Source organism: Paraburkholderia sp. SIMBA_054 (assembly GCF_046534875.1).
GTDB lineage: Bacteria > Pseudomonadota > Gammaproteobacteria > Burkholderiales > Burkholderiaceae > Paraburkholderia > Paraburkholderia hospita.
Genome location: NZ_JAWRXV010000024.1, coordinates 125,740 through 147,436, shown reverse-complemented (window position 1 = coordinate 147,436; position 21,697 = coordinate 125,740). Strand labels below are relative to the sequence as shown.

Sequence of the window (21,697 nt, the reverse complement as noted above, 5' to 3'; positions counted from 1 at the left end):
TGTCAGATCTTTCCGCGGAGGCTGAAGTGTGGGACATCCGGGCTGGGTCGCAAGTTCGCGTCCGCTTGGGCGCTCGACCGTGTCCCAGCGCGAAGGTCCGTTATCTGACCAGAACGGTCCTCTGAATGGCCGTGCGAAGACGAGGGCGAACGGCTGCAGTTGGCCCGCACAGCGACGTTCGCGATCGGCCGATTCGACTCACCCCCCCTGTAAAAGCTGGTAACGGGACGCGACGACCGAAACAATCCCGGTCCCGCGGTGCTCGGCGATCAACTTGAGCGATTTCTGCCAAAAAGCACGACCATGGATATCACGAGCCGCGCTAACAGCACCTCGGCCCGTTGCGACCGTATTTGCGATCCATGGACAGAATGAAGAACTCGCCCCGCGACAGTATCGGATCGGAGGGGTGACGCGAGGCCATGTGGCCGACATAGCGTTCATAGTCCGGGATGCCGAACATCTGCATGCAGGCTCCGCGCATGGTGCGCGCAAGTTCCGATAGCTGTGTCGCCAGTGTATTGCTGCTGGGGCGGCGGTTCGTGGCCTGAACCGGCACCGCCAGGCGTTTGGAATTGAAGATCGTTTTCATGATCAGGTTCCTTGAGCGCGCACAACAGCGGGCGTCTCGACGACGGTGGGCTGTGCCTGCCTCAGCGCCTGCAAGCAGATCTTGATGGCGAAGACGCACATCGCGAGCACCAGCACGACAAAGAAGCCGCAGACAGCCGCGTCCAGATAGTTGTTGAAGGCCACCCGCTGCATCTCCGCAAGCGACTTGGCAGGCGCAAGCACAGTCCCCTGCGCGGCGGCGTCGCTGAACTTGTTCGCGAGCGCCAGGAAGCCGATCCTGGGGTCGCTGTGGAAGATCTTCTGGACGCCGGCGGTGAGCGTGGTAATCAGGAGCCACGCTGTCGGCACCAGCGTCACCCAGACGTAGCGCTCGCGCTTCATCTTCACCAGCACGCTGGTGCAGAGCAACAGAGCGATGCCTGCGAGCATCTGATTGCCCACACCGAAAAGCTGCCAGAGGGTGTTGATGCCACCCAGCGGGTCGACCACGCCCTGATAGAGGAAGTAGCCCCACGCCGCCACACAAAGGCCGGTGCCCAGCAGGTTCGCTGGCAGGAACTGGGTGTCGCCGAGCGGCCGGTAGACGTGGCCTAGCATGTCCTGGATCATGAAGCGGCCGACCCGCGTGCCAGCGTCCACGGCGGTCAGGATAAACAGCGCCTCGAAGAGGATCGCAAAGTGATACCAGAAAGCCTCCATGGCCTGGCCGCCGAGTGCCTGGCCCAGAATCTGCGCCATGCCAACGGCGAGCGTCGGGGCGCCGCCCGCGCGCGACAGGATGCTGGTCTCGCCGATGTTCACGGCCGTCTGGGTGATCACATCCGGCGTGATGGTGAAGCCCCAGCCGGATACGACTTGCGCAGCCTGTGCGGCGGTGGTGCCGATAATCGCCGCCGGCGCATTCATCGCAAAGTAGATGCCCGGATGCAATACGCAGGCCGCCGTCAGCGCCATGACCGCAACGAATGATTCGGCGAGCATGCCGCCGAATCCGATCAGACGCATATGCGACTCGCGCTCGATCATCTTCGGTGTGGTACCGGAAGAAATCAGCGCGTGAAAACCCGAGACCGCGCCGCAGGCGATCGTAATGAACAGAAACGGGAAGAGTGCGCCGGAGAAGACCGGCCCGGTACCGTCGATGAAGCGTGTGGTCCGCGGCATCGAAAGAGTCGGGGCGACGACGTAGATGCCGACCGCGAGAGCTACGATAGTGCCGATCTTCAGGAACGTGCTCAGGTAGTCGCGTGGCGCGAGCATCAGCCACACCGGCAGGCTGGAGGCGACGGCGCCGTACAGAATGAGTGTCCACGCCAGTTGCGGGCCGGTCAAGGTAAAGAGCGGCCCCCAGGTGGGATCGTTGGCGACCGCCTTCCCCAGGAAGATCGAGGCGAGCAAAAGCACGACGCCGAACAGGGACGCTTCTCCCACCCGCCCCGGGCGGATAAACCGCATGTAGACGCCCATCAGCAACGCGATCGGTATTGTCGCTGCGATGGTGAAGAGGCCCCACGGGCTGGACGTGAGCGCCTTGACCACCACCAGACTCAGGACCGCGAGAATGATGATCATGATCGCTAGTACGCCGACCAGAGCCAGCGAGCCGGGAATCGGGCCCAGTTCCATCTTGACCATTTCGCCAAGGGATTTGCCGTCGCGGCGCACTGACGCGAAAAGCACGATGAAATCCTGCACCGCACCGGCCACCACGACGCCCGCGAGGATCCATAGCGTACCGGGCAGGTAGCCCATCTGCGCTGCCAGCACCGGACCGACCAACGGACCGGCGCCGGCGATTGCGGCGAAATGATGGCCGTACAGCACCCACTTGTTGGTCGGCACGTAATCCATACCGTCGTCGTGGCGCTCGGCTGGGGTCTGGCGAGTATCGTCGAGCCGCAGCACGCGCTCGGCAATGAACTTGCTATAGAAGCGGTATGCGATGAAATAAACGATGAGGGCCGCGGTCACGAGCCACACGGCATTCACACTTTCACCGCGCCCAAGCGCGAGGGTAGCAAGGGCAAAAGCGCCGACGGCGGCCAGCAGACCCCACACAAGAATGGACACAAGTTTGTTCATGACGTCTCCCTCTCTCGAACAACGCGTGGCAGAACCATTCCCGCGCAACTTATGTACCGGTGTTCTTCAGTGGTTGACCGCCTGGCAGCGCGCTCGCATCCCGGCACTACGGGGTCCAGCGAAAAACAGGCTACACCCAGCTCTGAGGTGCCGCAAGACGCGATTCCCCTGCGCACTCACCGCGAGGCCAGCACCCGGCGCGTCGCTTCGACTGGCAAGGCCCGTTACCGCGATGCTCCTCAGAGTTTGTCCAAACGTCCGGCCATGCGCCGCCAGCAGCAGCCTGGCGTGTTTGGCAGCACGCGCCCCCTCACCGACCGCTCACGAGTTGGAATGACGGCTTGGTATGTCTCGCGGACGACAACTATTGGCCGGCTGCCCTCTCACGCGTCCGGGCGAGCCCGACCTACGAGGAGGGGCAGTCGGCCGTCCTGGTAATGGACAGTCGCACGTGGTGATGAGAAACAGTTCATGGTTTTAATTCTTCTCAAACCCGATTTCAGTCGAAGTAGGCAGCCTCCTGACGTTCACGCCGCAACGAGGGGCGCGACGACCAACATCGCGTGCTCACCACCGGTGTTTCTGGTGTTCGATTTACGAGGCTCGACGGGTCATCGCATAAAATGAACTAGTCCGTTGCAGTACGCCCAAACGCAATCCTCAAGCAGACAAATCCAGATGACTCATGCATTTGCAATTTGGCATGAGATCTGATTTCGTTCGCCATCGCTTCTCTCCAGTCGGGGCACCGCGTCCTTATGTCGAGAATGACCACAAATGCGATGAGCCGCCGGCACCTGCTGACGCTGATCGGCAAGAACCTCGGCGCGGCCGCCATGATGCAAGGCATGGGCACGCTTGGGTTCGCCGCTACCTCGACCTACGCCGGACCGGTCAGACTCGATGGCGCACCCAGAGGAACACGAATTCTCGTGCTCGGCGCGGGCATGGCCGGCCTCGTCGCGGCCTTTGAGTTGAGGAACGCGGGCTACCACGTGCAGGTGCTCGAGTACAACAACCGCGCGGGCGGTCGGGCCTGGACTGTCAGGGGCGGTGATCGTTATACAGAACTCGGCGGTGCCACCCAGGACTGTGATTTCGCTGACGGGCTTTATCTGAACCCAGGGCCATGGCGCATTCCGTATCACCACCAGGGCGTACTCGACTATGCAAAACGCCTGAAGGTGCCGCTCGAGCCGTTCATCCAGGTCAATTACAACGCATACCTGCATTCGACGGAGGCTTTTGGTGGCAAGCCGCAACGATTCCGCGCGGTGCAGACCGACTATCAAGGCTATATCGCCGAACTGCTTTCCAAAGCAATCCGCAAGGACGCACTCGATGATGCGTTGTCGGTCGAAGATGCGCATCTGCTACTCGAATCCCTGCGCCAATGGGGTGCGCTCGATCGGGATGGTGGCTATCAGGCGGGGCGGCGAAGCAGTGAGCGCCGTGGCTTCGCGACCGCGCATGGCGGTGGTCTGATGCCCCCGGCCGTGCCGTCGAATCTGCTCCCGCGCGACCCCTTGCTTGCATCGCGTTTGTGGCAATGGCTCTCGTCTGGAAACGAACAGGACTATCAGAGCAGCATTTTCCAGCCCGTCGGCGGCATGGACAGGATTGCCCATGCGCTTCATTCGCAGGTCGCAAGCGCCGTAGTGTTCAACGCCAGAGTCACGGCCATCTTGCAGGACGAGCAAGGTGTCACAGTGCGCTATACCGATACGACCACCCGGACCGAACGGAACGCGCACGCGGATTGGCTGGTGTGCACCATCCCGCTCTCGATTCTGAGTCAGATCGACATTGCCGTCGGCCCGGACATGCGCGCCGCGATCGATGCGGTGCCCTACGAGACATCGGTGAAAATCGGGTTGCAATTCGGCCGACGATTCTGGGAAGAAGACGAGCAGATCTACGGCGGCATCACGCATACCGACCTGCCGATCTCGACGATCGGCTATCCGGCAACAGGTTACGGATCGATCGGCCCAGCGGTGCTGCTCGGCGCCTACATGTGGGGGCCCGCCAGCTATGAGATGGGTGCGCTGCCCCCTGCCGAACGGATCGCGGTGGCATTGAGCCAGGGCAGCCAGATTCATCCGCAGTACGCGCGCGAGTACCAGAAGGGCTTCGCGATGAGCTGGAGCCGATCACCGTTCACGAATGGCTGCTTCGCCGCATGGACGGATGCGTTGAGAAAAGCGCATTACGCGAATCTCTGTCAGATCGACGGACGGATCGTCCTTGCTGGAGAGCACGCTTCTCATATCCCGGCATGGCAGGAAGGCGCCGTGCTGTCGTCACTGGATGCGATCACCCGGTTGCATCGGAGAATCGTCAATGAATAGGCCGGCGCTGATCCTCAGCGTGATGCTGATGGTCTTGCTGACAGGAAGCGCGACGGTGTCGGCCCAGACCGTGGCACAGGACGTACCACGCACCTTCGCGATCTCGCCGGGCTACCGCTTCACCGAAATAAGCGGCGAAGCGCTTTACAACGCTACATGTGCGGGATGCCATATGCCGGATGGAAAAGGCGCACAGGGCGCGGGTCACTACCCCGCGCTCGCTGACAACCCGGCAGTCGAAGCAGCACCCTACGTCATCACCAGCGTACTTCATGGCCGGAAGGCGATGCCATCGTTTGGAGACGAGATGAATGACGATCAGGTCGCTGCTGTCGTCAACTACACGAGAACCCATTTCGGCAATCGATTTGCCGGAAGCGTCACACCGAGCCAAGTTAGAAGTTTGCGCTGAGTTCCCGTGGCATGGCTATCGCCGAATAGCCGCCAGACTCCCCTTCCCCGGTCTTCGTCACTCTGCAGATCCCGGATTCGACAAGAGATCTCAAAGCGGAGCGAAAGCGGCAGCTGTACCCCGTCAGGCTCCAGAATGAATCAAGGCGAGCGTCGCCGGCGAACACAACCGAATCCTATGCCTGCCGATAATAAAGATTCTGCGGATGCCGCGCTTCAGCGAAGAAAAACCACCGCTCGGCGACGAGCCCCGCGTACTGAATCGCGGACGCCGCACACAACAACGCGAATGAAAACCCAATCGACCGGACGCTGCCGCCGAACGCCACCAGAACGAATGGCACGATGAAACCGGCGACGATAAACGTCCATTTGATGCGCCTCAGCGTCTGAGGTGTCTTGCCATGAAAGAACTCGCGCAGATTGAATGCGCCTGCCGTGAACCCGCGCGATTTCTGCTCGACACGCGTAGCGCGAATACCTGTCGCACTTTGCACCGTTGACTTCGGCCTGAGCCGTGCATTGCGCGCCAACGATGCACCGCGCGACACGCAACCAGCGAGCGTCAACACGCAAGCCGCTACGGCGAGCGGCGAGACGAGCACGGGCGCGAGCAGCGCGGCACAGGCCGTCGCGAGCGTGAAGCCTGACGCGCAACCGAGCAGCGCAAAGTTGACCAGCGTGAGCGGCGTCGCCCACTCCTGCAGGAAGCGCAGACACGCGTAGATCATGCCCGTGCAGACGAACAGCAGAGCACTCACGATCACGGCGATCAAGCCAATCGCGAGCGTGTAAGGCGAAGCAAACGCATGCGCGCCACCGTAAGCGAACGTGCAGGCAAGAAACGCAGGCAGGCACAGGCATTCGCGCGAGAGCCACGAAGTGCGCCACATCGCGATGGCCCGCCACGCGCGCTCGGGATGACCGAGATGAAAGAACGATGCGACGAGCCCCAATGCGCCAAGCAGACACGACAGAGCGGCGCCGACGACATACAGGATCGGTGGCACGGCGGCTGCATCGCCGAAGCCCAACCACAACGCCGCCTCGACACCGACCAGCGCGATCAGCAACCCTTGCCCCGCTCCGATCAACGTCGTAAGGAACACCACTGAAAAAGCCGGATTCATGCCACTCTCCCTTGACGTTCAGCTTCAGACCCGCGTCGCGATCGACGCGAGATGCAGCTCGCCGCGTTCGACCTGCGTTTCGACGGACGCAACTTCGTCGCCCTCGGGCGAGGTCTTGCACGAGCATGCCTCGCCGCCACACGCCGACACCTTCTGGCGCGGCAGATAGTGATTCGCGGGCCGCGTGCCCCACTCCGGCATCAGCTGATAACCACCGCGTTCGCGGATCGCCTTCGACACGACCGACTCCGGATCATGAATATCGCCAAACAGCCGCGCCGAAGTCGGACACGCCAGCACGCACGCAGGCTTGCGATCGCGCTCGGGCAGCGCCTCGTTATAGATGCGGTCCGCGCAGAGCGTGCACTTGGTCATTTCCTTGCGCTGCTCGTCGATTTCGCGCGCGCCGTAGGGGCAAGCCCACGCGCAGTACTTGCAGCCGATACAGCGGTCATAGTCGACCAGCACCAGGCCGTCTTCCTTGCGCTTGTAGCTTGCTCCAGTCGGACAGACGGGCACGCACGGTGGGTCCTCGCAGTGCAGGCACGACTTCGGAAAATGAATGGTGTCGGTAAGTGGAAACTCGCCGGCTTCGTAGGTCTGCACGCGGTTGAAGAACGTGCCGGACGGATCGGCGTCGTACGGACGAAAATCCGCCAGACTGCCCGCCTCTCCCGACGTGTTCCACTCCTTGCAGCTCGTCACGCACGCGTGGCAGCCCACGCAGACGTTCAGATCGATTACGAGCGCCATCTGTGTCATGCGATGCTCCCCGTTCAGTTGCGTTGCGTCGTCTTTCGTTGCACCGCTTTCAGCCGCGCCGCGAACTCGCCGCGGCCCGCGAAATAGGTCTGCACGATGCGATGGATCATCCCACCCGACTCCGTGCCGACCATGCCGGGCATCGAGGCAGGCATCGGCGCGAACTGCGGCAAGGTGTGGTCGGCGTCCGCCTCTGCCGGATAGATGCGCACGCGTACGTCGTACCAGGCGGCCTGCCCCGTCACGGGATCGGAATTCGACGTTCGGACATGACGCAGGTCGTCGACGGGAATCTCATCCGTGATGAGGTGATTCAGCAGGAACCCACGCTGCGATTCGTTGGCATCGGGGCCGAGATTCCACGCGCCCGCCGACTTGCCGATCGCGTTCCACGTCCACACCGTGCCCGGCTCGACGGCCTCGCTGTAGCGCGCGATGCAACGCACCTTGCCCCATTGCGATTCGACGTAGATCCAGCCGCCATCCTCGATACCTTGCGCGGCGGCCGTGCGCGGATTCATGTACAGATAGTTCTCGCCGTGTATCTGGCGCAGCCACGCGTTCTGCGAGTCCCACGAGTGATACATCGCCATCGGACGCTGCGTGATGGCCGCGAGCGGAAAGCGCGCGTGATCGGTGGTGCCGTGTTCGAGCGGCGGATACCAGCTCGGCAGCGGATCGAAGTACCGCGCGATCCGCGCGCGCAAATGCTCGGGCGGCTGCCGGCCTTTCGTCTTGCCCTGCGCGGCGAGCCTGAACTTCTGCATCACGTCCGAATACAACGCGATCACGATCGGCGTGTTGAACTTGCGAAAGCCCTTCTCTACCGCGAAGTCCAGGTATGGCCCGTTGCAGTTGCGCATGTACTGCAGTGTCTCGGGCAGCGTGTAGTGATAGACACAGTTGTGCTTCGCGTACTCTTCCCACTGTTTCGGATTTGGCTCGCCGACAAGGACATCCTTGCCGTCCTTGCCGCGCCAGCCGATCAGGAAGCCGACGCCCGACCCCGGCGCAGTCTGATGATTGACGATGAACTCCGGATAGTCGCGATACTTACGCTTGCCGTCGGGCGTCGTGAAGGCCGGAAACTTCAGGCGGCTCGCCAGTTCGACGAGCACTTCCTGGAACGGCTTGCATTCTCCTGTCGGCGGCACGACGGGCACGCGCACGGAATCGACGGGACCATCGAACTCGGAGATCGGACGGTCGAGCATCGACATCGCGTCGTAGCGTTCGAGGTACGTCGTATCGGGCAGGATCAGATCGGCGAATGCCGTCATCTCCGACTGGAACGCGTCACAGACGACGATGAACGGAATCTTGTACTCGCCGTCTTCATTGCGGTCCACGAGCATCTTGCGGACTTCGACGGTGTTCATCGACGAGTTCCACGCCAAGTTGGCCATGAAGATCAGCAGCGTATCGATCGGGTACGGATCGCCGCGCCATGCATTCGTGATCACGCTATGCATCAGGCCATGCACGGCGAGCGGGTACTCCCACGAGAATGCCTTGTCGATGCGCACGGGTTCGCCGCTGTCGTGGATAAACAGGTCCTCGGGGCCTGCAGGCCAGCCGAGCGGCCCGTTCGCGAGCGGCGTATTCGGCTTGACGTCGTCGGGGCTGTTCGGCGGTTTGGCCGACGGCGGCACCGCGCGCGGATACGGCGACTTGTGACGGAAGCCGCCCGGCCGGTCGATGGTGCCGAGCAGCGACATCAGCACGGCCAGCGCGCGTATCGTCTGAAAGCCGTTTGAATGTCCGGCGAGTCCGCGCATCGCGTGGAAAGCGATCGGCGCGCCCGTCACGGTTTCATGCGTTTCGCCCCACGCATCGGTCCATTGGATCGGCAGCGTGATCTTCTGGTCACGCGAGACATCGGCCATTTCGCGCGCAAGGCGCCGGATCGTGTCGACGGGAATGCCCGTGATTCCAGATGCCCAGTCAGGCGTGCAATCGGCAAGCTGCTCGCGCAGCAGCACAAACGACGGGGCGACGGGCGTGCCGTCCGCAAGCGCATAGCGCCCTTCGAGCGCCGGACGCACACCCGGTGTGTGATGCAGCACTTCGCGCTGGCTGACGGGGTCCCACCACAGGTGGTTCTGCGGGAACATCGCGTTACACGCCTGCGCGTCTTCGTCACACACGAACAAACCCTGCGTATCGCTGTCTTCGCGCATGTCGAGCAGTTCGCCCGCATTCGTGTAGCGCTCCACGAACTCGCGGTCATACGCATTGCTTTCGATCAGCTCACGCATCAGCGCCATGAATAACGCGCCATCCGTACCCGGACGGATCGGCACCCATTCGTCGGCAATCGCCGCGTAGCCGGTGCGCACCGGGTTGATCGCGATGAAGCGGCCACCCGCGCGCTTGAACTTCGAAATCGCGATCTTGAGCGGGTTCGAGTGATGGTCCTCGGCCGTGCCGATCATGAAGAAGAGCTTCGCGCGATCGAGATCGGGGCCGCCAAACTCCCAGAACGAGCCGCCCATCGTATAGATCATGCCCGCCGCCATGTTGACGGAGCAGAAGCCGCCGTGAGCCGCGTAGTTCGGCGTGCCGAACTGCCTGGCGAACAGGCCCGTCAGCGCCTGCATCTGGTCGCGGCCGGTGAAGAGGGCAAACTTCTTCGGGTCGGTGGCGCGGATATGCGCGAGACGCTTTTCGAGCACGTCGAACGCGACGTCCCATGACACCGGCTCGAACTGCGCCGTGCCGCGCAATGCATCGGGCTTGCGCATCAGAGGCTGGGTGAGACGCGCGGGCGAATACTGCTTCATGATGCCCGACGAGCCTTTCGCGCAGATCACGCCCTGGTTGAGGGGATGATCAGGATTGCCGTCGATATAGCGCACCTCACCGTCGCGCAAATGCACGCGGATGCCGCATCGACAGGCACACATGTAGCAGGTCGTCGTCTTGACTTCCAGCTTCTCGTTTTGCGTGCGGGCTTTGTGCTCCATCCTCACCTCCTTCAAATCGCTCTTTCCCGGCGAACTCGCGCCATGAGTAGCGAAACGTCGCTTGCCAGATTCCGTACCTCGTCTCTCCATGCTAAGAGCGACGTGCACCAAAGAAAAATCGCCGTTTCGAATCCAAATCATCGCGGTAGCCGATAGATCACACAATGGCATCGGCCATTACACGCGCGCGAACTCTTCACGCTCGCCACGGAATGAGGTCTCGGGTGATCGTTCCTTTCGTTCCTTTCGTGCCCTTGCATTCCTTGCGCGGCACCGGAACAGGCACATCAGTTCGCAGACTACGTGCGTCGCAGCCACCATCCATGAAAACCCCTACGTACAATCGAGGAGCAGGTGGTTTGTTTGAACCATGAACGACAATCCGAACGCAAAGGGCGGGCTTGTCACCAGCGCATCGCCCATTTTTCGCCGTTCTGTGCGAATGATCATTACCCTGGGGATAACAGTCACACCCCGAACGTGATTGAATGCGTGCCCCTCGCTCCCTAGACTCGCCTCATGTCTTCAGCGAGAGCACACATGTCGAGTCAAAATCAGCCTCCCTCCCGTTGGGCCACGCGCCGGGCGGAGAAGCAACGTCGCATCGCCCGCGTCGCATCGATCGCCGACGGCGCGGTCCTGCCCACCGACCGCATGGTCGAAGTCCTGCAAAACCTGATTGCCCCGGGAGACCGCGTGGTCGTCGAGGGCAACAACCAGAAGCAGGCCGACTTCCTGTCGCGCTCGCTCGCGAAGGTCGACCCGGAAATCGTTCATGGCCTGCACCTGATCATCCCGAGTGTGAGCCGTGCCGAGCATCTGGATCTGTTCGAGCGTGGCATCGCCCGAAAGCTCGACTTCGCCTTCGCCGGCGCGCAAAGCCTGCGCATTTCACAATTCCTGCAGGACGGCATCCTCGAAATCGGTTCGATCCACACGTACGCTGAACTGTATGGCCGGCTGTACGTCGATCTGACGCCGAACGTCGTGCTGGTCGCCGGCTACAAGGCGGATCGCGACGGTAATCTTTATACCGGCGCAAGCACCGAAGACACGCCTGCCCTAGTCGAAGCCGCGGCGTTTCGCGACGGCATCGTGATCGCCCAGGTCAACGAAATCGTCGACGATCCGAAAGACCTGCCGCGCGTCGACATTCCCGGTTCGTGGATCGACTTCGTGGTCCAGTCGGACAAGCCATTCTTTATCGAGCCGCTATTCACGCGGGACCCGCGCCTGATTACTCCCGTCCACATACTGATGGCGATGATGGCGATTCGAGGCATCTACGAACGGCATCAGGTGCAATCGCTGAATCACGGCATCGGCTTCAACACTGCCGCAATCGAACTGATCCTGCCGACCTATGGTGACAAGCTCGGGCTGAAGGGCAAGATTTGCCGCCACTGGACGCTGAATCCGCATCCGACGCTGATTCCCGCAATCGAAACCGGCTGGGTCGACAGCGTGCACTGCTTCGGCGGCGAACTGGGCATGGAAGCCTATGTCGCGCAACGGCCCGATGTCTTCTTCACCGGCCGCGATGGTTCGATGCGCTCGAATCGCGCGATGTCCCAGCTCGCCGGCCAGTACGCGATCGACATGTTCATCGGCTCGACGCTGCAGATGGATGGCGCGGGCAACTCGTCGACGGTCACGCATGGGCGACTCGCCGGCTTCGGCGGTGCGCCGAACATGGGCCACGATCCGCATGGCCGCCGCCACGCGACGCCTGCCTGGCTCGATCTGCTGCAAACCGACAGCCCGCTCGAGCGCGGCCGCAAGCTGGTTGTGCAAATGGTCGAGACGTTTCAGGCGGGCGGCCAGCCGACCATCGTCGAGACGATCGACGCGGTGGAAGTCGGACGCGAAACGGGCATGCCGATCGCGCCGGTGATGATCTACGGCGACGACGTCACGCATGTGCTGACTGAGGAAGGCATTGCGTATCTGTACAAGGCGCGTTCGCTCGAACAACGTAAGGAAATGATCGCGGCCGTCGCGGGTGTGACGCCGATCGGCCTTTCGAGCAGCGCAGAGAAGCGGGCGGCACTGCGGCGCGACGGTCTGATCGCCCTGCCCGAGGACCTCGGCGTTCACCGCAGCGAAGCGAACCGGTCGCTGCTTGCCGCGAAGAGCATCGCGGATCTCGTTGACTGGTCGGACGGACTGTACGAGCCGCCCGCACGTTACCGGAGCTGGTGATGCGCGAGAACCTCGCAATAATCCATTCGCCACTGCAACGCGCTTCATCCGACCTCGCCGGGGATTTCGGCGCACAGGTGGTCGGCGCGCTGATCGATGAAGTGACGCTCGCGCCGAAACCCGGACTCGTTGATATCCGCAGTCAGGGCGCGCATCACGATCTCGACTGGAAGCTCATGTGCAAATCGGCGTTGACCCTACAACTGACCTTCGTGGAACTCGCTCAGGCCGGTATCGAAACGCGGCCGCTGCCCGAATTGCGTGAGCGCATCGGCGCAATCGGCCGCGATGGCGAAGCACGGATGATGGACGCGACGCATGGTGTCAACACGCATCGCGGCGCGATCTGGGCGCTCGGCCTGCTGGTGACGGCAGCCGCACGAGAGCCGGACGACCTTGCAGCCGATGCGATCGCCGCACGCGCAGCCGAGATCGCGCGGATCGCCGACCGGCACGCGCCGCTGCAAACCGGCCACAAAGGCGAGCAGGCACGCATCGAATACAACGTCGGCGGCGCACGCGGACAGGCGCAGGCCGGTTTCCCGCACGTCGTGCAAGTCGCGCTGCCGGAGCTCGTCCGCTCGCGCCAGCGCGGCGACAGCGAGACGGCCGCCAGGTTGAACGCGCTGCTCGCGGTGATGGCGAGCCTCGACGACACCTGTGTGCTTGCACGCGGGGGCCGCAGCGCACTCGCCGAGATGCAAAGCGGTGCGCGGCGCGTCCTTGCGCACGGTGGTGCCGCTACTCTGTCCGGCCGCCGTGATCTGAAGGCACTGGATCGCCGTCTCGTCGAGCTGCACGTGTCGCCCGGCGGCGCCGCCGATCTGCTCGCCGCCACGCTCTTTCTCGACCGGCTTCAGGTCGAAGCCCCGGCGACGACGAAACCCAATACGACGAACACATAGGAAAGCGAATGGAAACCATCGTATTTGAATTCCCGGCGGCACAACCCGCGCAACGCCGTGCAGTGGCCGGCGTGGTCGCGTCGGGCGACCTCGAAGTCCTGCTCGAAGCCAACGCGGCGCACCTTACCGTCGTGAACATCACGACTTCCGTCGACGGCAAGGCCCGTGTCTGGGAGGCGGTGCTGGAACGCATCTTCGGCGACGGCTCGCTGCCGGCCGCGAAGCTCGAAATCAACGATTCCGGCGCGACACCTGGTGTCGTGCAAATGCGCATCGGCCAGGTGCTGGAACAATTGCAATCAACGGGCGGAGCATAACGATCATGGATACACAGGAACTGCTCGAGCGTCAGAGCTTCATCGAGCTCGACGCGCGCAGCCGGGCGAAGCGACTGCTCGATGCAGGGAGCTTCAATGAACTGCTCGATCCGTTCGAGCGCGTGCGTTCACCCTGGCTCGCGCGGCAAGGGATCGTCACGCAAGCTGACGACGGCGCCGTGGTCGCCAAAGGACTGATCGACGGCCAGCCCGCTGTCGTGCTCGCAATCGACGGTGGCTACCAGGGCGGCAGCATGGGCGAGGTGTCGGCGGCGAAGATCGCGGGCAGCCTCGAACTCGCCGCCGACGACAACCGCAACGGCATCCCGACACGCGCGGTGATCCTGTTCGAGACGGGTGGCGTGCGTCTGCAGGAGGCGAATCTCGGGCTCGCCGCGATCGCGGAGATTCACGCTGCGATCGTCGACTTGCGCCGCTATCAGCCGGTGATCGGCATCACCGCCGGTCCGATCGGCTGCTACGGCGGCATGTCGATCTCGGCAGGGCTGTGCAGCTATCTGATCGGCACGCGCGAAGCACGGCTCGGCCTCAACGGGCCGGCTGTCATCGAACAGGAGGCCGGCATCGCCGAGTTTGACTCCCGCGACCGGCCGATGATCTGGAGCTTCACCGGCTGCGAGCAGCGTCATCGCACCGGTCTCGTCGACGTGTACGCAGCCGACGATACCGATGCGATCCGAGCGGCCGTCATCGAGCTGTTTCGCGCGGGACGTCCGGCCGTGTGCCGCAGCGAACGGGTCACCGGCTTTCTGCAACGGCTTTCTGAGATTGATCCGGGCGTGCAGGCCACACCTGAACAAGTGGTAGCGATCTACGGCAAGGGGTTCAATTCATGAGCACACAGCAGCTTTCCGCGCGGGGCGCCGTCTGGCTCGACGCGCTCACCTACAGCGCACCTTTGCAGCACGGCTTTCCGTCCTCAGTACGGGTGGTCGATGCGCGGCTCGGCGAGCACCCGGCCCGCTATATCGCGGTGGTGCCCACTCCCGACAATCCGTTCCCGCGCGTACGCGGCGGCGAGGTCGGGCTGATCGAAGGATGGGAACTCGCGCGCGCGGTGCGCGAGGTGATCGACGCCGATGCGGCGCGCGAAGAGAAGCGCCCGATCGTTGCGATCATCGATGTCCAGAGCCAGGCGTATGGACGGCGCGAAGAAGCCTACGGGATCCACCAGGCGCTGGCAGGCGCCGCCGATGCATACGCAAGTGCGCGTCTGGCCGGTCATCCTGTGATTGGGCTGATCGTCGGGCGCGCGGTGTCGGGCGCGTTTCTCGCGCATGGCTACCAGGCGAACCGCCTGATCGCGCTCGCCGATCCGCAGGTGATGGTGCACGCGATGGGCAAGGAATCCGCCGCGCGCATCACGCTGCGCACGGTGGCCGATCTCGAAGCGTTTGCCGCGAAGGTACCGCCCATGGCCTACGACATCGACAACTACGCGTCGCTCGGGCTGCTGTGGAAGCTCCTTCACGTGAGCAACGCGGATGCACCCAGTGGCGCCGACCAGACGACGATCGAAAAGACGCTGTACGACGCGCTCAACGACATTCGAGCCGACCCGTCGCGTGGCCTCGCCGGGCGGCTCGCAAGCCCGCACCGCGCGGCATCCGCGACCGTGCGGCAAAAGTTGCGCGAGCAATGGCGTTGAACCCGCCATGACCTCTGCCCCGATGCGGCATCAGATGCCGCGCCGGGGCACGCTCATCAGCCGGTACCGACCCATCAGTGGTCCATAAAGCAAACATCGCAATCAACTTGCATGGGACCAGAGTAAGACGCTAAAGCGTCAACTCTGGTCGACAGGAGACAGCACATGATCATCTACGGAACCGCACTACTGGCGTTCTGCCATCTGGCCGGACTTTTTCTCGGCGACCTGCTCGGGGTCGCGATCGGCGTCAAGACGAATGTCGGTGGCGTTGGCATCGCGATGCTGCTGCTGATCTTTTTGCGCCTCTATCTGCACGGGAAAGGGTTGCTGCCGAAAGAAACAGAAGCGGGCGTCGGCTTCTGGGGCGCGTTGTATATCCCCGTGGTCGTCGCGATGGCCGCGAACCAGAACGTCGTGGCAGCGATCAAGGGAGGTCCCGTCGCGCTGCTTTCGGCACTCGGTGCGGCAGCCGTTTGCGCGTGCTGCATCGCCGTTCTTTCCCGTACCGGTCGCGACAGCACCTCGTTCGTGAACGCTCCCCACCTCGAAGAAATCTGAATCAGGAGTCCATCATGTTGCACATGCTCGAAAAAGAACTGGTTCAGAACGGCCTCGTGACTTCGTTCGCGCTGGTGGGTCTGATTATGTGGGTGTCGTCTTTGATCTCGCGCAAACTCACCTTCGGACGCGTGCACGGTTCGGCCATCGCGATCGTGATCGGCCTGGTGCTCGCGTGGTTAGGCGGCGTCTTCACGGGCGGACAGAAAGGTCTCGCGGATTTGCCGCTCTTTACCGGTGTAGGCCTGATGGGTGGTGCCATGCTGCGCGATTTCGCAATCGTCGCCACCGCGTTCGAAGTGCAGGCCAATGAGGCGCGCAAGGCCGGGCTCATCGGCGCGGTGTCGCTGCTGCTCGGCACGCTGTTGCCGTTCATCGTCGGCGCGAGCATCGCGCATGCGTTCGGCTACACCGACGCGGTCAGCATGACGACCATCGGTGCGGGCGCCGTCACTTACATCGTCGGGCCGGTGACAGGCGCGGCGATCGGCGCCAGTTCCGACGTGATTGCGCTGAGCATCGCGACCGGCCTGATCAAGGCGATCATCGTCATGATTGGCACGCCGATCGCGGCTAACTTCATGGGGCTGAAGACGCCCCGCTCCGCGATGATCTTCGGCGGCCTTGCGGGCACTGTAAGCGGCGTCAGCGCGGGGCTTGCCGCTACTGATCGGCGGCTCGTGCCTTATGGCGCGTTGATCGCGACGTTTCATACGGGCGTCGGCTGTCTGCTCGGACCGTCGGTGCTGTTCTTTGCGACGAGAGCGCTGGTGAACCCGTGAGCGTCGCTTCCAGGAAAATCGGCATGCGCACCGCTCGAGCCACTGACGCAACGTTGCGCCCGCACGATCTGCTGTGGATCGGTGACCCGCATGACGTTCGATCGACTTCACCGGTGCCTGCATGGGCCACGCGCAAATGGCTGACTCTTGCCCCGGTTGTGGTGCGTCGCGAAACGGTTATCGATGATGGGTTGGTGCCCGTCGGCTTGCGCGGACATGAACGCAGCCAGCGCTTCGCCGCCTGCGTGCCGCGCAAGCGCATCCAGCGCCATGTCACACCGGAATCGCTTGCGCAAGCACGGGCCTGGCGCCGTCATGCCGGCTTAGCGAAGCTGCCGTGCGTGAGCGCGCTGAACCGCGTTGCGCCTGAACTCGACCGCTTGCAGCTGACGTGGGGCATCACTGGCAGCGTCGGCTTCGCGTTGGCAAGCGGCATCAGCACACTGCGACCGGACAGCGACCTCGATCTGCTGCTGCGCGCCGCGAAGCCGTTGTCTCGCGACGATGCGCGCTCGATTCTTTCTGTTCTTCAGGCTGCTGGCGCACGCGTCGACATGCAGGTCGATACCGGCGACGCCGGCTTTGCACTCGCCGAATGGGCGGGACTCACAGACCGCGTGCTGTTGAAGACGGGTCAGGGGCCAATGCTTGTCGCCAACCCGTGGGCTGCTCACGCCCCGTCTCTATCGCAACCGTCATGAGCATCCTGTTCACCTTCCCCGGCCAGGGCTCGCAAAAAAGCGACATGCTCGATGCGCTGCCGGATCACATCGAAACGTCCCTCGCGCTCGAAGAGGCTAGCGATACGCTCGGCTACGATGTCCGCTCGCTCGATGACGTCGCTTCGCTGCGCTCGACCATCGCCGTTCAGCTATGCCTTTTGATCGCGGGTGTCGCGCAGGCGCGTGTGTTCAGTGCGTACGGCTACGAACCGGACATCGTCGCAGGTCTGTCGATCGGCGCCTATCCGGCCGCAGTGACAGCTGGTGCACTGCGCTACGCGGACGCGGTCAGGCTCGTAGCACTGCGCGGCCAGTTGATGGAACGCGCTTATCCGAGCGGCTATGGAATGACGGCGATCGTCGGCCTCAGGCAGCGCCCGCTCGAAACGCTGATCGCACAGATCAACCGCGCGGCCACGCCAGTCTTTCTCGCGAACCTCAATGCCGAGACACAGATGGTGGTTGCCGGCAGCGACGCCGCAATGCATGAACTCAATACACTTGCACTGGAACACGGCGCGCAACGCTGCGAGCGGCTCGACGTCGCCGTGCCATCCCATTGCGCATTGCTCGATGAGCCAGCGGCTGCACTTGCCGAAGCATTCGCGCACGTCACCGTTCATGCGCCTCGCGCGGTGTATCTGAGCAGCAGCGCGGCGCGGCCGCTGTTCGACGGCCCACGCATCTCGGCCGATCTTGCCGGCAACATGGCGCAGCAGGTGCGTTGGTTCGACACGATGCGGCTCGCGTGGGAGCGCGGCGCCCGCCTCGTAATCGAGATGCCGTGCGGCAACGTATTGACCCGCATGACCCGCGCAACCTTCAATGAAGGCATCGCGGCCAGCAGCAGCGAGACCGCATTACCCGATCTTTGTATGTTGATCGAGCGCGAACGCTCGCACGCATGACGGCCGAACGCCGAATGACCTTCAATCGGCGTTGCGGGTTCGCAGACGGCAGACCGCCATCAGCGCAAGCAGGTTCGGATCGCGTTCACGCGCACGCAGATAGCTGACACCAATGGTCTGACGCATCAGGTATTGTGGCTTGAGCGGAATGAATTGCACCTTGTCGCCGAACACGCCGCGCACGCGGCCCGGCAGCAGCGTATAGCCGACCCCGCCGCTCACCAGATTCATCAGCGAGAAGATATCGCCGACCTTCATCGTCACGTTCGGCGTGAAGTCCGCCACACGAAACGCGTCCCGAAAGCCGTGATAAGTGACGAAACCCTCGCCAAGCGACACGAATGTCTCGTCGCGACAATCCCTCAGGTCGACCGCTTGCTGATTCGCAAAGCGCGAGTTTGCGGGTGCCGCGAAAAAGATGTCGTCTTCGAAGAGCGGCAACGAATCGACTTCAGGCTCGCCCTCGGCCACTGCCATTAGCGCCGCATCGACCGCGCCCTGCTTCAGCTTGTCGAGCAGCTCGGCATTCGACCCGAGCACGAGTTCGACCTGAAGGGTTGGCCGACGCACCTTCAGGTCGATGATGATGCCCGGCACGGTCTTGATCGTCAGCGAATACAGCGAGCCGATCTTCAGACGGTCTGACGAATAGCCCGCGGCCTCGCGCGTCGCGCGAATGCCGTCGGACATCAGTGTGAGCACTTCTTCTGCCACGTCGGCGAGCATCTGTGCGGCTTCCGTCGACTTCAGATTGCGGCCCTCGTGCCGGAACAGCGCGCAGCGCACGCCTTGTTCGAGCGAATGCAACGCCCGGTGCACGCTGACCGTGCTGACGTCCAGGACCTCGGCCGCCTTCGACAGGTTGCCCGTCTCCATGAACGCGAGCAGGACTTCCAGCTTGCGAAAGGTGATCTCATCGTCGATTCGGTCGCGCATCTCGGGCTTTGGATGTGTCGGAATTGAGAGTTATCGTTTCGCGCTAACGGGTGTCAATAGCGTTACCCCGCATCCTTCGGCGCTCAGACGGCGATGGTTCGCTCATTCTGCTTTGCCGGGGAGAGGCGGGGATTGCCATGGTGACTCGTTGATCGTGTGCGAACGCGAGGGCACAGATACCATCCCTCAGTATACGTCGACGCTAGAACGCCTCGCCCAGTTGCTCCAGAATCGCGGGATTTTCGAGAGTCGAGACATCCTGGGTGATTGTTTCACCTTTAGCCAGCGAGCGTAGCAGTCGCCGCATGATCTTCCCCGAGCGGGTCTTCGGCAAGTTGTCTCCGAACCGGATGTCCTTCGGCTTGGCAATCGGTCCGATCTGCTCGCCTACCCATTTTCGGAGGTCGCCAGCGAGTTGCCGCGCTTCGCCGCCCAACGGACACTCGCGCTTGAGCACCACGAAGGCGCAGATGGCCTCCCCGGTCACTTCATCGGCACGACCCACTACGGCGGCCTCGGCCACCAGAGGGTGGGCCACCAACGCGGATTCAATCTCCATCGTCCCCATCCGGTGTCCGGAAACGTTGAGCACGTCGTCGATGCGACCCGTGATCGTGAAGTAGCCGTTGTCCTTGTCGCGGATCGCTCCGTCACCAGCGAGATAGAGGTTACCTCCAAGTTCCGCGGGAAAGTAACTCTGCCGGAATCGCTCAGGATCGCCCCAGATCGTGCGGATCATCGACGGCCATGGGCGCCGGATCGCAAGGATTCCGCCACTCCCATCCGGCAATGCCTGCCCGCTTTCATCGACCACCGAGGCCATGATGCCCGGCAACGGAAGCGTGCACGAGCCCGGCACGAGCGGCGTCGCACCGGGCAAAGGCGCGATCATATGGCCGCCGGTTTCGGTCTGCCAGAAGGTGTCGACAATTGGACAGCGATCGCTGCCGATGTGATGGTGATACCACTGCCACGTATCTGGGTTGATTGGCTCGCCCACGGTGCCAAGCAGACGCAAACTCGTCAGGTCATAGCGGCTGGGGTGCACCTGTGCATTCGCGTCGGCTGCCTTGATCAACGAGCGGATCGCCGTCGGCGCGGTATAGAAAATGCTGACCTTGTGGCGCTCGATCATTTCCCAGAAGCGGCCCGCGTTGGGATACGTCGGCACACCTTCGAACATGACCTGCGTTGCGCCCGCCGCGAGCGGCCCGTATGCAATATACGTGTGCCCCGTGATCCAGCCAATATCTGCGGTACACCAGAACACGTCCTCCGGCTTGATGTCGAATGTCCATTGCATCGTGAGCATCGCCCAGAGCAGGTAGCCGGCGGTGCTGTGTTGTACGCCTTTAGGACGGCCGGTGGAACCGGACGTGTACAACACAAAGAGGGGATGCTCGGCGTCCACCGGTTCGGCTTCGCATGTCTCGGGCTGGCTCGCCGAAATCTCGTGCATCCAGCGATCGCGATTTTCAATCCATTCGATCCTGTTGCCTGTCCGCCGGTAAACCACTACGTGACGCACGGACTCGCAGCCTCCCATCGTGAGCGCCTCGTCCGCGATGGACTTGAGCGGAAGCACCTTCCCCGCCCTCATCTGTTCGTCCGCCGTGATCAGCAAAACCGCACCGAGATCGGCGATACGCTCCTGCAGTGCCTTCGCCGAAAAACCTCCGAAGACCACCGAATGGATCGCTCCAATACGAGCGCAAGCCTGCATGGCCACTACGCCTTCGATCGACATCGGCAGATAGATGACGACACGGTCGCCCCTGGAGACACCAAGGCTCTTCAGCGCGTTTGCGAACCGGCAGACTTTGACATGCAGCTCGCGATATGTGACGCGCGTTAATGCACCGTCGTCTGCCTCAAACAGGATTGCGGCTTTGTCGCCGTTCCCGGTTTGCAGATTGCGGTCAAGACAGTTGTACGACGCGTTGAGCTGACCATCACCAAACCATCGATAAAATGGCGCGTTGCTCTCGTCCAGAGCCTGCGTAAACGGTCTGGACCAAAAAAGATTACCGCGAGCGAGGCGAGCCCAGAATCCTTCGTAGTCTCTTTCTGCTTCTGCGCACAGCGCGTTGTAGACGCCCATACCTGCGATCGTCGCCCGCTTCGAGAACGCGTCTGGCACCTCAAAAACGGGAATCTCTCGTTTCATTGATTTGATGTCGTGCATGGTGTCTCCTTCGAATGGGCTTGATGCGCGCTATCCCCCTTCACTGGCCTGGCGTGGAGCCGGGCGCGCGGCGATTCTGGGCCGGTGGTGACGCTGGGTTTTTCGTAAAGTAACCCGCGCCCCATCTGCGGATCAATTAACCAGGATGACGGATGGTTAGCCTGCGCGAAATTCCAGGCTTCTTGTTGATCCACGTGTTGAACGATTAAGGTTGGAAGCGAGCAGCCCGATTTTC

General features: G+C 62.6%; 18 protein-coding genes. 11 read left to right on the top strand and 7 right to left on the bottom strand.

All coding sequences use genetic code 11. The features are described 5' to 3' along the window. Window positions 1-322 precede the first annotated feature (322 nt). Both SB822_RS27685 and SB822_RS27680 read right to left on the bottom strand, forming a co-directional pair. A complete protein-coding gene (locus SB822_RS27685) occupies window positions 323-592 on the bottom strand; it encodes a YbdD/YjiX family protein (protein WP_007737158.1) in 270 nt (89 codons plus the stop codon). 2 nt (window positions 593-594) lie between these two features. Further along, window positions 595-2,655: a carbon starvation CstA family protein gene (locus SB822_RS27680; RefSeq protein ID WP_079487261.1), complete on the bottom strand. Its 2,061-nt coding sequence runs from the start codon at window positions 2,653-2,655 to the stop codon at window positions 595-597. Window positions 2,656-3,437: 782 nt separating this feature from the next. Here SB822_RS27680 and SB822_RS27675 point away from each other — a divergent pair. Beyond that, window positions 3,438-5,006: a flavin monoamine oxidase family protein gene (locus SB822_RS27675; RefSeq protein ID WP_410856109.1), complete on the top strand. Its 1,569-nt coding sequence runs from the start codon at window positions 3,438-3,440 to the stop codon at window positions 5,004-5,006. Next, window positions 4,999-5,418, top strand: a complete 420-nt coding sequence (locus tag SB822_RS27670; protein WP_410856108.1) for a c-type cytochrome — start codon at window positions 4,999-5,001, stop codon at window positions 5,416-5,418. Before SB822_RS27675 ends, SB822_RS27670 begins: the two co-directional genes overlap by 8 nt. A gap of 175 nt (window positions 5,419-5,593) precedes the next feature. Here SB822_RS27670 and SB822_RS27665 read toward each other — a convergent pair whose 3' ends face one another. The 3 genes from SB822_RS27665 to SB822_RS27655 are packed head-to-tail and all read right to left on the bottom strand — an operon-like array spanning window position 5,594 to window position 10,275. Beyond that, the gene (locus SB822_RS27665; RefSeq protein WP_009771091.1) at window positions 5,594-6,547 is read right to left on the bottom strand and encodes a dimethyl sulfoxide reductase anchor subunit family protein; all 954 of its coding nucleotides are present in this window, start codon (window positions 6,545-6,547) and stop codon (window positions 5,594-5,596) included. A 24-nt stretch (window positions 6,548-6,571) separates the two neighbouring features. Beyond that, complete coding sequence (locus tag SB822_RS27660; RefSeq protein ID WP_007737143.1) at window positions 6,572-7,309, bottom strand: 4Fe-4S dicluster domain-containing protein; 738 nt, start codon at window positions 7,307-7,309, stop codon at window positions 6,572-6,574. 14 nt (window positions 7,310-7,323) lie between these two features. Then, window positions 7,324-10,275, bottom strand: a complete 2,952-nt coding sequence (locus SB822_RS27655; RefSeq protein ID WP_410856107.1) for a molybdopterin-dependent oxidoreductase — start codon at window positions 10,273-10,275, stop codon at window positions 7,324-7,326. Window positions 10,276-10,815: 540 nt separating this feature from the next. On the opposite strand from SB822_RS27655, the gene mdcA reads away from it, so the two are divergent. The 9 genes from mdcA (at window position 10,816) to mdcH (ending at window position 18,341) form a co-directional block, all read left to right on the top strand. Beyond that, entirely contained in the window at window positions 10,816-12,477 is a 1,662-nt protein-coding gene (gene mdcA / locus SB822_RS27650) for a malonate decarboxylase subunit alpha (RefSeq protein ID WP_079487266.1), read from the top strand. Next, window positions 12,477-13,382 carry a triphosphoribosyl-dephospho-CoA synthase gene (locus SB822_RS27645; protein WP_086915425.1) on the top strand — a complete coding sequence of 302 codons (906 nt, stop codon included), beginning with the start codon at window positions 12,477-12,479 and terminating at the stop codon, window positions 13,380-13,382. The genes mdcA and SB822_RS27645 overlap by 1 nt, the downstream gene beginning before the upstream one ends. An 8-nt stretch (window positions 13,383-13,390) precedes the next feature. Continuing rightward, window positions 13,391-13,699, top strand: a complete 309-nt coding sequence (locus SB822_RS27640; protein ID WP_410856106.1) for a malonate decarboxylase subunit delta — start codon at window positions 13,391-13,393, stop codon at window positions 13,697-13,699. Between the two features lie 5 nt (window positions 13,700-13,704). Continuing rightward, on the top strand, window positions 13,705-14,556 hold the full coding sequence (locus tag SB822_RS27635; protein WP_007737124.1) for a biotin-independent malonate decarboxylase subunit beta: 852 nt from the start codon (window positions 13,705-13,707) through the stop codon (window positions 14,554-14,556). Next, the gene (gene mdcE / locus SB822_RS27630) at window positions 14,553-15,368 is read left to right on the top strand and encodes a biotin-independent malonate decarboxylase subunit gamma (protein ID WP_007737122.1); all 816 of its coding nucleotides are present in this window, start codon (window positions 14,553-14,555) and stop codon (window positions 15,366-15,368) included. The genes SB822_RS27635 and mdcE overlap by 4 nt, the downstream gene beginning before the upstream one ends. 165 nt (window positions 15,369-15,533) lie before the next feature. Beyond that, window positions 15,534-15,929, top strand: a complete 396-nt coding sequence (gene madL, locus SB822_RS27625) for a malonate transporter subunit MadL (protein ID WP_007737119.1) — start codon at window positions 15,534-15,536, stop codon at window positions 15,927-15,929. Window positions 15,930-15,943: 14 nt separating this feature from the next. After that, complete coding sequence (madM, locus tag SB822_RS27620; protein ID WP_007737117.1) at window positions 15,944-16,711, top strand: malonate transporter subunit MadM; 768 nt, start codon at window positions 15,944-15,946, stop codon at window positions 16,709-16,711. A gap of 23 nt (window positions 16,712-16,734) precedes the next feature. Continuing rightward, a complete protein-coding gene (locus SB822_RS27615) occupies window positions 16,735-17,412 on the top strand; it encodes a malonate decarboxylase holo-ACP synthase (protein WP_079500944.1) in 678 nt (225 codons plus the stop codon). Then, window positions 17,409-18,341 carry a malonate decarboxylase subunit epsilon gene (gene mdcH / locus SB822_RS27610; protein ID WP_079500943.1) on the top strand — a complete coding sequence of 311 codons (933 nt, stop codon included), beginning with the start codon at window positions 17,409-17,411 and terminating at the stop codon, window positions 18,339-18,341. Before SB822_RS27615 ends, mdcH begins: the two co-directional genes overlap by 4 nt. A 21-nt stretch (window positions 18,342-18,362) precedes the next feature. Here the strand turns inward: mdcH and SB822_RS27605 are convergent, their stop codons facing one another. Then, entirely contained in the window at window positions 18,363-19,277 is a 915-nt protein-coding gene (locus SB822_RS27605) for a LysR family transcriptional regulator (RefSeq protein WP_007737111.1), read from the bottom strand. 202 nt (window positions 19,278-19,479) lie between these two features. After that, on the bottom strand, window positions 19,480-21,462 hold the full coding sequence (gene acs / locus SB822_RS27600; protein ID WP_410856105.1) for an acetate--CoA ligase: 1,983 nt from the start codon (window positions 21,460-21,462) through the stop codon (window positions 19,480-19,482). Window positions 21,463-21,697 lie beyond the last annotated feature (235 nt).

Excerpts from the sequence above, each read along its gene's own strand:
- mdcH (WP_079500943.1), top strand. The coding sequence starts at position 17,409 with ATGAGCATCCTGTTCACCTTCCCCGGCCAGGGCTCGCAAAAAAGCGAC.
- SB822_RS27670 (WP_410856108.1), top strand. The coding sequence starts at position 4,999 with ATGAATAGGCCGGCGCTGATCCTCAGCGTGATGCTGATGGTCTTGCTG.
- SB822_RS27645 (WP_086915425.1), top strand. The coding sequence starts at position 12,477 with ATGCGCGAGAACCTCGCAATAATCCATTCGCCACTGCAACGCGCTTCA.
- SB822_RS27685 (WP_007737158.1), bottom strand. The coding sequence starts at position 592 with ATGAAAACGATCTTCAATTCCAAACGCCTGGCGGTGCCGGTTCAGGCC.
- SB822_RS27635 (WP_007737124.1), top strand. The coding sequence starts at position 13,705 with ATGGATACACAGGAACTGCTCGAGCGTCAGAGCTTCATCGAGCTCGAC.
- SB822_RS27640 (WP_410856106.1), top strand. The coding sequence starts at position 13,391 with ATGGAAACCATCGTATTTGAATTCCCGGCGGCACAACCCGCGCAACGC.
- SB822_RS27615 (WP_079500944.1), top strand. The coding sequence starts at position 16,735 with ATGCGCACCGCTCGAGCCACTGACGCAACGTTGCGCCCGCACGATCTG.
- SB822_RS27680 (WP_079487261.1), bottom strand. The coding sequence starts at position 2,655 with ATGAACAAACTTGTGTCCATTCTTGTGTGGGGTCTGCTGGCCGCCGTC.
- mdcA (WP_079487266.1), top strand. The coding sequence starts at position 10,816 with ATGTCGAGTCAAAATCAGCCTCCCTCCCGTTGGGCCACGCGCCGGGCG.
- madL (WP_007737119.1), top strand. The coding sequence starts at position 15,534 with ATGATCATCTACGGAACCGCACTACTGGCGTTCTGCCATCTGGCCGGA.
- SB822_RS27655 (WP_410856107.1), bottom strand. The coding sequence starts at position 10,275 with ATGGAGCACAAAGCCCGCACGCAAAACGAGAAGCTGGAAGTCAAGACG.
- madM (WP_007737117.1), top strand. The coding sequence starts at position 15,944 with ATGTTGCACATGCTCGAAAAAGAACTGGTTCAGAACGGCCTCGTGACT.
- SB822_RS27605 (WP_007737111.1), bottom strand. The coding sequence starts at position 19,277 with ATGCGCGACCGAATCGACGATGAGATCACCTTTCGCAAGCTGGAAGTC.
- mdcE (WP_007737122.1), top strand. The coding sequence starts at position 14,553 with ATGAGCACACAGCAGCTTTCCGCGCGGGGCGCCGTCTGGCTCGACGCG.
- SB822_RS27665 (WP_009771091.1), bottom strand. The coding sequence starts at position 6,547 with ATGAATCCGGCTTTTTCAGTGGTGTTCCTTACGACGTTGATCGGAGCG.
- acs (WP_410856105.1), bottom strand. The coding sequence starts at position 21,462 with ATGCACGACATCAAATCAATGAAACGAGAGATTCCCGTTTTTGAGGTG.
- SB822_RS27660 (WP_007737143.1), bottom strand. The coding sequence starts at position 7,309 with ATGACACAGATGGCGCTCGTAATCGATCTGAACGTCTGCGTGGGCTGC.
- SB822_RS27675 (WP_410856109.1), top strand. The coding sequence starts at position 3,438 with ATGAGCCGCCGGCACCTGCTGACGCTGATCGGCAAGAACCTCGGCGCG.